General features: G+C 33.7%; 12 protein-coding genes. 4 read left to right on the plus strand and 8 right to left on the minus strand.

The annotated features are described in order from the left end of the window. Window positions 1-651 precede the first annotated feature (651 nt). Complete coding sequence (locus AC1DKZ_RS18135) at window positions 652-837, plus strand: YkvS family protein (protein WP_002012762.1); 186 nt, start codon at window positions 652-654, stop codon at window positions 835-837. Between the two features lie 58 nt (window positions 838-895). Here AC1DKZ_RS18135 and AC1DKZ_RS18140 read toward each other — a convergent pair whose 3' ends face one another. Continuing rightward, window positions 896-1,195 carry an ArsR/SmtB family transcription factor gene (locus AC1DKZ_RS18140; RefSeq protein ID WP_097832019.1) on the minus strand — a complete coding sequence of 100 codons (300 nt, stop codon included), beginning with the start codon at window positions 1,193-1,195 and terminating at the stop codon, window positions 896-898. A 335-nt stretch (window positions 1,196-1,530) separates the two neighbouring features. Here AC1DKZ_RS18140 and AC1DKZ_RS18145 point away from each other — a divergent pair, with 335 nt between their 5' ends. Beyond that, window positions 1,531-1,704: a hypothetical protein gene (locus tag AC1DKZ_RS18145; protein ID WP_001142748.1), complete on the plus strand. Its 174-nt coding sequence runs from the start codon at window positions 1,531-1,533 to the stop codon at window positions 1,702-1,704. 123 nt (window positions 1,705-1,827) lie between these two features. Here AC1DKZ_RS18145 and AC1DKZ_RS18150 read toward each other — a convergent pair whose 3' ends face one another. From AC1DKZ_RS18150 to AC1DKZ_RS18165, 4 genes are all read right to left on the minus strand, one after another. After that, a complete protein-coding gene (locus AC1DKZ_RS18150; RefSeq protein WP_476996785.1) occupies window positions 1,828-4,917 on the minus strand; it encodes an AAA family ATPase in 3,090 nt (1,029 codons plus the stop codon). Further along, on the minus strand, window positions 4,914-6,071 hold the full coding sequence (locus tag AC1DKZ_RS18155; RefSeq protein WP_002012752.1) for an exonuclease SbcCD subunit D: 1,158 nt from the start codon (window positions 6,069-6,071) through the stop codon (window positions 4,914-4,916). Before AC1DKZ_RS18155 ends, AC1DKZ_RS18150 begins: the two co-directional genes overlap by 4 nt. A gap of 15 nt (window positions 6,072-6,086) precedes the next feature. Then, window positions 6,087-6,326, minus strand: a complete 240-nt coding sequence (locus AC1DKZ_RS18160; protein WP_002085739.1) for a DUF2584 family protein — start codon at window positions 6,324-6,326, stop codon at window positions 6,087-6,089. A gap of 183 nt (window positions 6,327-6,509) precedes the next feature. Further along, entirely contained in the window at window positions 6,510-6,767 is a 258-nt protein-coding gene (locus tag AC1DKZ_RS18165; protein ID WP_002012747.1) for a hypothetical protein, read from the minus strand. A 350-nt stretch (window positions 6,768-7,117) separates the two neighbouring features. On the opposite strand from AC1DKZ_RS18165, the gene AC1DKZ_RS18170 reads away from it, so the two are divergent. Further along, on the plus strand, window positions 7,118-8,170 hold the full coding sequence (locus tag AC1DKZ_RS18170; protein WP_476996786.1) for an enoyl-CoA hydratase/isomerase family protein: 1,053 nt from the start codon (window positions 7,118-7,120) through the stop codon (window positions 8,168-8,170). Between the two features lie 159 nt (window positions 8,171-8,329). Continuing rightward, complete coding sequence (locus AC1DKZ_RS18175; protein WP_404443325.1) at window positions 8,330-8,962, plus strand: LysE family translocator; 633 nt, start codon at window positions 8,330-8,332, stop codon at window positions 8,960-8,962. Between the two features lie 106 nt (window positions 8,963-9,068). Here the strand turns inward: AC1DKZ_RS18175 and AC1DKZ_RS18180 are convergent, their stop codons facing one another. From AC1DKZ_RS18180 to AC1DKZ_RS18190, 3 genes are read right to left on the minus strand one after another with little or no spacing between them, the layout of a single operon-like run. After that, the gene (locus AC1DKZ_RS18180) at window positions 9,069-10,529 is read right to left on the minus strand and encodes a CoA-acylating methylmalonate-semialdehyde dehydrogenase (protein WP_113937822.1); all 1,461 of its coding nucleotides are present in this window, start codon (window positions 10,527-10,529) and stop codon (window positions 9,069-9,071) included. 39 nt (window positions 10,530-10,568) lie between these two features. After that, window positions 10,569-11,459, minus strand: coding sequence for an NAD(P)-dependent oxidoreductase (locus AC1DKZ_RS18185; RefSeq protein WP_002031851.1), 891 nt, complete (start codon window positions 11,457-11,459; stop codon window positions 10,569-10,571). Window positions 11,460-11,475: 16 nt separating this feature from the next. Beyond that, window positions 11,476-13,185, minus strand: coding sequence for an acyl-CoA dehydrogenase family protein (locus tag AC1DKZ_RS18190; RefSeq protein WP_476996787.1), 1,710 nt, complete (start codon window positions 13,183-13,185; stop codon window positions 11,476-11,478). Between the last annotated feature and the right edge of the window lie 41 nt (window positions 13,186-13,226).

Raw genomic sequence — 13,226 nt, forward strand, 5'->3', positions numbered from 1 at the left:
ATGCTTTTTTTATTTTTATTTTCGCCACCTCATTCGACTTAACAACTTCATTGTATAGGATGTTTTCGCTCATGTAAGCACTTACAAGACGAAGCGTCAAAAATATGGAATCAGTTACAGAAAACGAAGGGTGAAATACAAAAAACTACTTGTTAAATACGTAGTAGTTTTTATAATGTTTTACATCAATACGACTTATGTGTGTTTTCATATCCTCTTTTATACAAAGTTATGCGCCCTGTTACACCATGGCTGGACTTCAAAATTTTGATTATCCTATACAAACAAAAAAACACCATATTCTTTTTAACTCTCCAGCTTTATAACATGTTGCGTCTATATTTCTTAATACAAATCATTTAATAGTCTTGTAATCTGGCTTCTCGTTACAATGCTTGTAATCAAAAATCCCACCACTTCCACTTCCGTATATCTTGTTTTTCTAACGGAACATACAAAATTACAACGTTTTTTTACAATTTTCTACATAAAAACAGAAAATATATAATTCATTTACATAATGTTGCACTTTAATTTTTATTAAACAACAAATATTTTATTGATAAATAAAACTAAACATTCACTAATATATCTATACGTGGTTTAATATATATAATAAACAAACATTTCTGACTTTTATAAGGAGGTACTATGAAAGCAAACGTAGGCGATACTATACTATTTCAACGAAATAACTTAAAGATCACAGCATCTGTACTAAAACTATACACTGAATCAGTCTTAGTTGAAGTTACAGATGTAAGCGGTGGTACTTTTGAATTTGACCGAACAATTGTAAATCATAAAAACTATAAAATTTTAAATGCAAATAAATAAAACAATACAAAATAGCCCCTGCTTAACAGCGGAGGCTATTTTGTATAATAACAATTCATTAATTTATATATCCTAAAACACTAACAATCTTGCTTGCTTTTAAATTATTAATATAATAATAAATTTCTAACCCTCTTCTCTCAGCTCTTAGCACTTTACCTTTCATTTTTGATAAATGCTGCGAAACAGTCGATTGAGGAATATTTAATATTTCTGTTAATTGTGTTACATTACAAGTTTTGCGTGCACTTAATTCATTTACAATTTGTAATCGTATTGGATGTGCCATTATTTTTAAAATATCCACATCTTCTTCAGTTACTAAACTTTTTTTTATCTCGCTCGTATATGTTGTCATAAGACATTCCCCTTTTATTTGAATTCCTTTTTATTAAAATCTGCTTCTAAATAAAATATTATCTCTAATATACAATTAAGACCCTTATATAAAAATAATAGGATTTTGATTATTTAAAAACAGCAATACTATACAATTTCATCTATTTGGTACATATACATAATACAATTTCAATTTGTGCTCTATGTGAAGTTAGCATAAATTTATAATGAAGATTTTTCAAACAATTCACATCTAACTATATACTTCCTCATAATACTATCCAGTGATTTTAACATATTTTAGGCATTTGTATATACTATCTACAAAAGAAATGTTGTTTAGGGGGAATTCAAATGCCAACAATGTTACAAGAAGAAGTTGAAGAAGCGCGCGAAACATATGTCAGTCGTATCATATTGGTCGGCGGATCAGCTTTATTTCTAGTAGGTGGTGTTATATCAGCAATTTCGGCCTTTAAAACGTATAATCGCTTAGAAAATACACCGCCTTCTACAGATAACTCGTAGGTGAATTATGTAGTTTTGAATAAAAAACAAATGCCATCTCTATAATGAGGCGGCATTTGTTTTTTCATAAGTTCTATACTAGAAAATTGCAAACAATACTTTGAGCATGAATTATAATTGAACTTACTTCACCACAAATCTCGTCTGACTACACCCATCCTTCTGCTTCGTTACTTCTAATACAGCTGGCATTGCGTTTTTCAGTTCTTGAACGTGTGAAATTACACCGATAAATCGGCCTGATTTTTGTAAGTCAATTAAGGCGTCGACTGCTTTCGTTAATGACTCTTCATCTAATGAGCCGAATCCTTCATCGATAAACATCGTTTCGATGGAAATACCACCCTCATACGCTTGAATTACATCTGCCATTCCAAGCGCTAAGCAAAGTGATGCGTTAAATTTTTCACCGCCAGATAATGTTTTTACATCTCGGGTTTGACCTGTATATGCATCATATACATCTAATCCTAATCCACTTTGTCGATTCCTCTTTTCAACTCGTTCGCTTCGTTTTAAATAAAATTGTCCATTTGATAATTTACGTAGTCGTTCGTTCGCAATTTGAACAATTTGTTCTAAATACTCAATTAAGATGTAACGTTCAAAGGATATTCGACTATCGTTATCCCCTTTCATTACTTCATATAAATCAACAAGTTCTTGGAATGCTTTTTCTTCCTCATGAATTTGTTCATCAATTCGTTTAATATTTTCATGTAAATCCGTAATATATGATACGGCGTTTTGAGCACGTTGTCGTTTTTCTTTAATAATATCAAGGTTAATTTCCAATTCTTTCACTTGCTCATCTAATGAAGAAATGTCCATATACTCTTTATCTTTTAAGTCTGCTTTTAATTCTTCAATTTGTTTTGTAAGTACTTCTAGAGATGAGTAATAACTTTGAATTTCTTGTTGTAACTTATCCATCTCAGCATCATTTAATTTGGATTCTTTATATGTTAATTGATCTGTAAATCCGCTTTGTTCTAGCTCTTTCATAAAGCGTGTGAACGTCTCTTCTTTCTTCTCTTTTGCACTATTAAATTGATTAGAAGCATTATCATGTTCTGCTTGAATACGTATATTTTCATTTTGCCAATGTTGATACGCCTCTTGTACTTTCTCCCATTCATCTTCCATTAACCTAAGTTCTTGCAGAGCTTGGTCAAACTGTACTTTCCAAGCTTGTACCGTTTGCAAGCTTTCCGGAATATTTTGCTTATCATGTTCATATGACGTACGAAGCTGCATACACTCCATTTCAGTACGGTGCTGCACAGTTTCTACTTCACGCTTTTGTTTCTGGAGTTCTTCTACTTTTTCTTCTACGCTTTTTATATTCACAGCAATTTGCTTACGCGTTTCTTCACTTGCTTTTAACGCATTAACTTCTGCTGCTAATTGCTTTCCTTTTTGAACGAGCGCACTATATGTTTCTACTAATTCTTCTGAGCGATAGCCTCGCTTTAGCACTTCTTCTATCACTTGTTCATATTGAACTCGATAGAAATTCCACTTTTCTTCTAATTGAACATGTAATTTTTCCGCAATATTTTTCTTTTCTCTTAGCTCATTTAACTCTTTTTCATCAATTGCATTACTTTGCTCTGTAGCTTTTTTCGGGTGGTCCATACTACCACATACTGGACAAGATTCACCATCATGTAAATGAAGAGCTAATATACCAGCTTGTTCACTTAACCAGCGGCGTTCCATATTTTCATATGTACTAACTGCCTGTTGCATCTTATGAAACGCACTTTCTTTTTCTAGCTCGTATTTTTGTTTTTCTTGCCATACATCATATGCCTGCTTTAATACTTTTGCATCTTCTCGCATATTCGTTAGTTCTTCTACTTTAGCTACATATTGTTCAAGCGCTGCTTCTAATTGCTGTAATTCGCCAGACATTCTTTGTTTTTCATTTTTATGCGCTTCTAGTTGTTCATCTAACTTTTGCATACCTTCTTTTAATTTTCCTATTTGAATTTCAGCATTTTGCAAATTTAACTTTTTCTCAGCTAATGATGCAATAATTGGCTGTAACTCTTCTAGTCTTTGAACTTGTTTTTTAGCATTTTCTCGCTCGGATGCCTTATTCTTTAATGCTTCATATTTCTCCTGAGCAAGTGCAAAACTGTTCATTATATGCTCTTTTTTTGCGATTATCTGTTTTAACAAACTTTCAGACTGCTGTTCATATTGCATCGCTTCCTCATACCATTGCTCAAATGGTAATAATCGCTTCGCCTGTTCCGCATGTTTAAAAGATTTTTCTTTCATTTCGATTACGGCACGGTTTTCTTGTAAAATACTGTACTTCTCATTCTTTTGTTCTAAATCTTTGAATTTCTCATTTACAGCTTTTGCTGCATGAAAACGTTCCTCTGCTTCTTTTAATTGTTTCGTTTTGTCATTTTGTTCTAAGTGTAATTGCTCAACCTCTGCATTGTACCAAATTGTTTCTTGTTCTAATGCCTCTACTACTTGATGTGTATTTACATGCTCTTGCTCCACTAATGCCTCTAATAATGCTCCATCACGTATTGGTAATTTAAATACATTACGGAAATATAGCTCACGTTCTTTTTGTTTTTCTTGTAAGACGTCTTTCCATTGTTTACGCTTTTGATCTAATATCTCACGCATTAATTTATAACGATCTGTTTTAAAAATACGGCGTAGTATTTCTTCTTTATTTTCCGTTTCAGATGTTAATAATTTTCGGAACTCTCCTTGCGGTAACATGACAATTTGGCTAAATTGATGTTTACTTAACCCAATTAAATCTTCAACTTTTTTATTTACATCCGTTACATGAAAACGATCGACACATGGAACTTTTTCCTCATCAATTACTTCATATAATTCGACTGCATGTCCTGTAATTGTTTTATTTCCTTGTTTTTTATGGCCTAGTTGTCGTTTAATTTCATAACTTTTTCCTTTTAATTGAAAAGTTAATTCCACACTTGTATAAACATCATCATCAGCAAATTGGCTACGAAGCATGTTAGTATCACTGCGCTCTTCTCCACTAGCTTCTCCATATAATACATAACAAATTGCATCAAAAATCGTTGTCTTTCCAGCTCCTGTATTTCCAGAAATAGCGAAAATACGATGCTCACCAAGATCTTTAAAATCGATTATTTCTTTCTGTTTATATGGACCAAACGCGGTCATTATAAGCTGAATCGGTCTCATCCACGCTCACCTTCCCGTTCTTGCACTGTTTGCAAAACATCTAAAAATAGACGTTCTTTCTCTTCTGATAAATCTAGCCCTTTCATTTCTTTATAAAATGCTTTTAAAAGAGATAAATCATCCGTTTTATGTCTTGAAACAGTTACTTCATTTTCATCTGTGAACTCTCGTCTTTGAATAGATCTTTCAACATGCATTGCATTTGGGTATACAGACCGTATTTTTTCCATTGGCTGCAAGACAGGATTTTCATCTAATAATTTCACAAATACATAATCTTCACTCACTGGATGAAGCAATAAATCGTCTATTTTCGCTTCTACTGTACGCATTTTACGACGTGGTGTAAGTAAACGTTTTTCAATTGTTGTTTCACCTTTTTCATCCAGTTCCACAATATAATATCCTTTTTTATGCTTTTCTTCAGAAATAGAATATGCAAGTGGTGAACCTGAATAACGAATTGTCTCATTACGTACAAAATGCGCTTGATGTAAATGGCCAAGCGCCGTGTAATGAAACTTATCAAAATAATGGCTATTTACATATTCAGCACCACCAATTGAAAGTGGTCGTTCCGCATCACTCGTATTTTCCTCTGCCTCTCCTGAAGAAGTTACAAATGCATGTCCTACAAATATGTGTCTCGCTTCTTTATCCATCGTTTCAGAGAGTTCGTTCATAAAAATACGCATCGCATCATCATGAGAACGAACATCTTCATTTTTCAATATATGTCTAACAATACTTGGATCTGCATACGGAACGAGATGGAAATGAACCTCTCCGTATTCATCATTTAAAACAACAGGATTGTATGGAAACTGGAATTGTCCAACAATATGTAATCCTTGTTTTTTCATTAAATTACTACCAAAATGTATGCGGTCCGGACTATCGTGGTTTCCTGCAACTGCGATTATTGGTGTTTGTAAATCAATAACTATCTTTTGTAATACATCATTTAATAAGTCTACTGCTTCTGTAGGTGGAATTGCTCGGTCATATAAATCTCCTGCAATAATTACAGCATCCGGTTTTTCCTCTTCAACAGCTTGTACAAACTGATCTAACACAATTTTTTGATCTTCAGTCATATATACACCATGAACAAGCTTACCTAAATGCCAATCCGCTGTATGAAAAAACTTCATATTACCCTTCTCCTTTTAGTTTACTGATTGTAGTGAAACAAGCTGATAGTTTAGTGTAGTTTTTCCGTTCTCCCATTCTAACTTTTGGACAATTGCACTACCGATTCTTTCTTCGTTTGATTTATATAAAGGCAATATTTCTTGAATAGTAAATAGATGATAACCATCTAAAATTAATTGAAATAAATTATCTTCTATATGTAATCTTACTTCTTTTTCATTTGAAATAATTTTTGTATGCATCTCAAATTTCATGCTAGATACAACCCCTTTTTTCTAATCTCTACATTTTAATAGTATAGTGGTCATGCAAGATTGACAAGTAAATACACCGCGATGTACATACTTTTTTAATTATAAATATTTTATGTTTTTTATATGAAATACGGTATGTGAAATTATTAATCTACAAAAATAAAAATGCCCTTTTAGGCATCCTTATTTTTGTAAGTACTCTTTCATAACGTAGTACAATACAGTTATTAAGACAATCGCTACAAAAAACGCAAATACGGCCACAACATACCCATCTTTATTTAATAAAAAGCATATGGAAATAGATATTATAAAAATCGGAAACACGAGACGTACCTTAGCCTTCACTTCTTCTGTCGTATCTGTATGATGAAAATACTGTGTAATTCCTACCATAAGAGATGACAAAATAATAACCGACAATAGTAAAGGTCCTGGCATTCCGATCTCTCCTTTCTCTATTTCTAATTATATACAAACCCCGCGCTCTTTAAAAGTTAGATAATTCAGCCTTTTAACTTTTTCTACATCCACTCTTTAATTTACGCCACGTATACTAACTCAATATAAGTTATACATATAATAGCGCCTTCAACACGACATTTTCAAATAATAGCACTTACAGTAATGTTGTAATATTCCTCTTCATTCTCTGAAATCCTGCAAATATAACTCGTCAAAATATGCAATAAATACTAACACTAAGCACCTAATTTAGACAAAAATTATAGAGGACATTTCAGCATGTATCAAGAAATAAGAATAGAAAGATAAGTAAGGGAGGATTTATAATGACTGAACACGTTTTATTTTCTGTTAGCGAAAACGGCGTTGCATCTATTACTTTAAACCGTCCAAAAGCACTTAATTCTTTATCCTATGAAATGTTACAACCAATTGGGCAAAAACTTAAAGAATGGGAGCAAGATGAGTGTATTGAACTCATCGTTTTAAAAGGAGCTGGGACGAAAGGTTTTTGTGCAGGTGGTGATATTAAAACGCTATACGAAGCACGTTCTAACGAAGTTGCATTACAACATGCAGAGCAGTTTTTTGAAGAAGAATATGAAATTGATACATTTATTTATCAATACAAAAAACCAATTATCGCTTGTTTAGATGGAATTGTAATGGGCGGTGGTGTCGGTCTGACAAATGGAGCGACGTATCGAATTGTAACAGAGCGTACGAAGTGGGCAATGCCTGAAATGAACATCGGTTTCTTCCCTGATGTCGGTGCTGCTTATTTCTTAAATAAAGCGCCTGGATATACTGGTCGATATGTTGCTTTAACGGCATCTATTTTAAAAGCTCCTGATGTATTATATATTAACGCTGCTGATTACTTTATGACATCAGATTCATTACCAAATTTCCTTACCGCACTTGAAAATGTAAATTGGAAAAAAGAAGATGTACATACTCATTTAAAAGAAGTTATTCGTACATTTGCAACTGCTCCAAACTTAGATGGCAATCTTTCTTCTTCAGTAGAAGAAATTAATTCGCATTTTGCATTCGATACAATTGAGGGAATCATTCAATCGTTAGAGAAAGATCAAAGTCCATTTGCCCAAACAACGAAAGAAAAGCTATTATCCAAATCCCCTGTTTCATTAAAGGTAACATTAAAACAGTTTATTGATGGCCAAGAAAAGTCAGTTGAAGAATGTTTCGCGACAGATCTTATACTCGCTAAAAACTTCATGCGACATGAAGATTTCTTTGAAGGAGTACGCTCCGTTGTAGTTGATAAAGACCAAAATCCAAATTATAAATATAAACAATTAAGTGATGTTTCAGAAGAAGATGTAAATCGATTCTTTAACTTACTTAACGCTTAAACAAAGAGGCCATATATTGTAGCACACTCTCAGCTACTCTATATGGCCTCTTCTTTTCAGTTAAATAATTTTAAATATAATTTAATTTTATTTAACTAAAATGTATGTTAAACTAACGTTAATCGAATTTTCTAAAAACAACAAAGGAAGGCGGATAACATTATGGAAAATTTTTTTCTGTTTATTATTATGTCTATATGTCTTATTATTCTACCCGGTCCTGATACAGCAATGGCTACGAAAAACACATTGATTGCCGGCAAAATCGGCGGCGTAAAAACTGTTTTTGGTACTTGTGTTGCGCTTTTAATTCACACTTTAGCTGCTGTAATTGGTCTTTCAGCACTTATTGTAAAGTCTGCTCTTTTATTTTCTATTTTTAAATATGTTGGTGCTGTATATTTAGTCTATATTGGTATTAAAGCCCTTTTAGCAGTAAGAAACACAGAAGACTTAAATACAGATGACATTCCAATAAATAATGATAATAAACATACTTCTTGCTTTCGCCAAGGGTTTCTTACAAATTTACTAAACCCTAAGGTTGCAGTCTTCTTTTTAACTTTTTTACCACAGTTTTTAAATCCAAATCATAATACATTTATACAACTTCTCGTTATGGGACTTACTTATCTCATTTTAACAGTCATTTGGTTTGCTTTTTATATATTTTTAATTGATAAAATTAGTGCTTTTATGAAAAAACCGAAGACACAGCGTTATATTCAAGGGATTACAGGAATCGTCTTAATTGGGTTTGGTATTAAATTAGCCTTTGAAAGAAATAGTTAACACAATACAAACGAAAATACACTACTTCATTATGAGTAGTGTATTTTCGTTTGTATTATTTTGATAATGAGTGGGAATGCACCCCACTCATTATCATTTCACTTTATTAAAACCAGCGCTCAGTTACAACTTTTTTACGTGTATAAAATTGAACGCCATCCGTACCATTTGTACCAAGATCTCCAAAGAATGAAGCTTTGTTTCCTGCAAATGCGAAGAATGCCATTGGTGCTGGAACATTAACGTTTACACCAATCATACCAGCATCAATATTGTCTCGGAATGTTTGTGCATGTTTTCCATTTGATGTATAAATAACAGCACCATTCGCAAATTTCGATTGATTTGTCAGCTTAATACCTTCTTCTAAATCTTTTACTCTTACAATACTTAATACCGGAGCGAAAATTTCATCTTGCCAAATTTTCATTTCTTGATTTACACCATCAAAGATTGTTGCACCAACAAAGTAACCTTCTCCAACTTCTTCATTGATTTTACGGCCATCTACTAGTAAAGTTGCTCCATCTGCTACACCACTATTAATATAGCCTAAAACACGTTCTTTATGAGATTCACGGATTAATGGTCCAACATAATTATCTTCGTTGAAACCRTCACCTACTTTTAACTTCTTCGTTTCCGCTACTAATACATCAATGAATTCATCAGCAATTTCATCAACTACTGCTACTACTGAACATGCCATGCAGCGCTCTCCACTACTTGCAAACGCAGACCCAATTACACCTTGTACTGTTTTCTCAAGGTTGCAATCTGGCATTACAATCGCATGGTTTTTCGCACCTGCTAACGCTTGTACACGTTTACCATTTTTTGTACCAGTTTCATATACGTAGCGTGCCACTGGCTCAGAGCCAACAAACGAAACTGCTTGAATATCTTTATTTTCTAAAATACTATTTACAACATCTTTTCCGCCTTGTACTAAATTTAATACCCCTTTTGGAAAACCAGCTTCATAGAATAACTCTACAAGTCGCTCAGCTAAAAGTGGCGTTCTTTCAGATGTTTTTAATACAAATGTATTACCGCAAGCAATTGCAAGTGGGAACATCCATAATGGAATCATCATCGGGAAGTTAAACGGTGTAATACCAGCAACAACTCCGATTGGGTAGCGCCAAATCGATCCATCAATTCCACTAGCAATATTCGGAAGAGCTTGTCCCATCATTAAATTTGGTGCTGATGTTGCAAGTTCTACCGCTTCAATACCACGCTGTACTTCACCAGTTGCATCCGTTAGCGTTTTACCGTTTTCTAGCGTAATGATTTTTGCAAGCTCTTCTTTATTTTCTTGTAACAGTTGTAGATATTTGTATAGTTGTCTTGAACGATTTGGAACTGGCACTTTAGACCATGTTTTGTATGCCGCTTTTGCCGCTTCAACAGCTTTTTCAACATCTTCTTTTGGAGAAAGTGGAACATAAGCGATGATTTTTCCGGTTGCCGGATTCGGAACCGCTTCTACTTCCGTACCAGTAGATTCTACCCATTCGCCATTAATATGATTTTTCACTCGTTTAATTTCAGTTGTAATCATTATATTCTCTCCTTTTTTATCATGGTTTTTATAAGTGCACTATTTTTGATTAGAAATTAATTGTTCGCTAACTTTCTTATATAAAGCAGCCATATCGTTTTCACCATATCCTGCCTCACTCGCTTCTTCATATACGTTTAATAGCATCTCACTTACTGGTAAGTGAAGTTCACTTTCTTTAGCTAAATCTACTGCAAATCCTAAATCTTTCTTTAATAAATTTACAGTAAAGCCTGGCTCATAATTTTCTGATGCAATGAAACTTTTATAATTACGCTCATAAATTCTACTTTGACCGTAACTTACATTTAAAATATCAAACATTTTATCTAAATCCATATTGTTCTTTTTCGCTAATGTTAAAGCTTCACTCACACCAGCTGTATAAAAACCAATTAATAGATTGTTAATTAATTTAACAGTTGTACCACTATCAATCTGCTCACTAACATGGAAAACATTCGCTCCAAGCACTTCCATGACAGATTCAGTTTTCTCATATACTTCTTTCGATCCACCAACCATAAACGTTAATGTACGGTTTTCTGCACCAATTACCCCACCGCTAACAGGTGCTGCTAAAAAGTCTACTTTCTTTTCCTTCGCCGATTCCTCTAATTGTTTGTTTAATTGTGGAGATACTGTACTTGTATCAATTAAAGCTACATTCGAGTGGCTATTTTCAAATAATCCTTCTTCCCCAAAATATACCGCTTCCACAGCACGCGGTGAAGGCAAACTTGTAAAAATCACATCGCATGTCTCTGCTAGTTTTGAGATTGATAGGCCGATAATTCCTCCTTCTTTTTCAAAGGAAGCTTCCGCCTCTTTATTCAAGTCCACTCCATATACTGTGTAGCTAGATTTAACTAAATTTTTAGACATTGGAAGACCCATGTTACCTAAACCGATAAAACCAATCTTTTTCATATCGCTTTCCTCCTATTTACACAATATATTTCCCGCGATTTATAATAACTTTCGCAATATCTCTCTTTTTCGTAAATAAGTTTGAGTATAAAGGCACTAATAATTGACGGATTTCAGCTAATATTTCTTGTCTATTTTGTTCTTCTGTGACAGCTGCTGAAAGAATGGAAATCGCGGATTCTTCTACTTTACGATATCCTTCTTCACAAATAACATCTGTTATCATTTGTTTCGTACGCTCTTTTTCCTCACCATTTTTACTAACTGCTTTCCTCGTACGTAAAAATGCTGATCCCATGACGTACACGTCCGTCAACATATTTGATAATACGCGTGAATATTCTTGCTCTTGCTCAATTTTTATTCCTGGAGTTTTAGAGAGCGTTTTCAAAGATTGTTTCAACAATTTTTTCGCTAATAAAATGTAACGATGGTTTCTTTCTACATTTGCTACATCAATTTCTACTTCAGCATCTTCTATTTTCTCGATTTGCTTCATTAACATTTTTGCAACTGTTAATCTATTAATTTCATTCGTTCCTTCAAAAATACGACTAATTCTAGCATCACGATATAATCGTTCTACTTCGTATTCTTGCATATAACCGTAACCACCATGAATTTGTACAGCTTCATCTACGATATAGGCAAGCGTTTCAGAAGCGTTTACTTTATTCAGTGCACATTCAATTGCAAATTGGGACATTTTTTTCATAAGATCTTCATCACTCTCATGAATTGCTTCATCAATTACACCCGCTGTACGGTAAGCTGCACTTTCTGCTCCATATGTAGAAATAATCATATTGGCAATTTTCTCTTGAATCATCGTAAAATCTACTAATTCCGTTTGGAACTGTTTTCGCTCTTTTCCATATTGAACTGATAAACCGATTGCTTGTTTTGCTGTTCCAATATTTCCAAAAGCAAGTTTTAGTCTAGCGAAGTTAAGGATATTAAGAGCTACGTGATGCCCTTTCCCAACTTCCCCTAAAATATTTTCAGCGGGGATGACAACATCTTCTAAAATAAGCGTCGCTGTTGAAGAACCTTTAATCCCCATCTTCTTTTCTTCTAATCCTATTGATACACCTTCACATGTTCTTTCGACAATAAACGCTGTCATTCCTTTATTTGTCTTCGCAAAAACAACGTATACATCTGCCATATGAGCATTTGTAATCCACTGCTTCTCACCATTCAACTTCCAAGCAGTACCCTCTTCATTCAATACTGCACTCGTTTTTGCACTTAATGCATCAGAACCAGCATTTGGCTCAGTTAAAGCATAAGCCCCAATCCATTCTCCCGATGCGATTTTCGGTAAATATTTTTCTTTCTGTTCTTTCGTTCCATAATATATGTAAGGCAATGTACCTACACCGGCATGTATATTAAAAGAAACGCTAAATGCACCAGCGTAACCCATTTTCTCTGCTACAAGACCTGAGACAGCCTTTCCTAACTCGAATCCGCCATAATCTTCTGGTACCTCAATGCCTAATAATCCAAGTTCCCCAGCTTTCTCAAATAATTGACGAGAAACTTTATAGTTATGTTGTTCAATATTCTCAATTTGCGGGACAATTTCTTGTTTAACGAATTGTTCTGTCGTTTTTGCAATTAAATCTTCATCCCCTGAAAAATCTTCTGGTGTAAAGAAAGTATTATTCACATCTTTATTGAGTGAAAAAAATTCATCCCATGGTAACTTCGTTTTCTCCATCTGAATCCCCCTATCATTTCGGCCTTCGTTGCTCTTTGCAT

Source organism: Bacillus sp. 05T21, assembly GCF_056396785.1.

Coding starts and splice junctions, on each gene's coding strand:
- AC1DKZ_RS18135 (WP_002012762.1), top strand. CDS start 652: ATGAAAGCAAACGTAGGCGATACTATACTATTTCAACGAAATAACTTA.
- AC1DKZ_RS18140 (WP_097832019.1), bottom strand. CDS start 1,195: ATGACAACATATACGAGCGAGATAAAAAAAAGTTTAGTAACTGAAGAA.
- AC1DKZ_RS18145 (WP_001142748.1), top strand. CDS start 1,531: ATGCCAACAATGTTACAAGAAGAAGTTGAAGAAGCGCGCGAAACATAT.
- AC1DKZ_RS18150 (WP_476996785.1), bottom strand. CDS start 4,917: ATGAGACCGATTCAGCTTATAATGACCGCGTTTGGTCCATATAAACAG.
- AC1DKZ_RS18155 (WP_002012752.1), bottom strand. CDS start 6,071: ATGAAGTTTTTTCATACAGCGGATTGGCATTTAGGTAAGCTTGTTCAT.
- AC1DKZ_RS18160 (WP_002085739.1), bottom strand. CDS start 6,326: ATGAAATTTGAGATGCATACAAAAATTATTTCAAATGAAAAAGAAGTA.
- AC1DKZ_RS18165 (WP_002012747.1), bottom strand. CDS start 6,767: ATGCCAGGACCTTTACTATTGTCGGTTATTATTTTGTCATCTCTTATG.
- AC1DKZ_RS18170 (WP_476996786.1), top strand. CDS start 7,118: ATGACTGAACACGTTTTATTTTCTGTTAGCGAAAACGGCGTTGCATCT.
- AC1DKZ_RS18185 (WP_002031851.1), bottom strand. CDS start 11,459: ATGAAAAAGATTGGTTTTATCGGTTTAGGTAACATGGGTCTTCCAATG.
- AC1DKZ_RS18190 (WP_476996787.1), bottom strand. CDS start 13,185: ATGGAGAAAACGAAGTTACCATGGGATGAATTTTTTTCACTCAATAAA.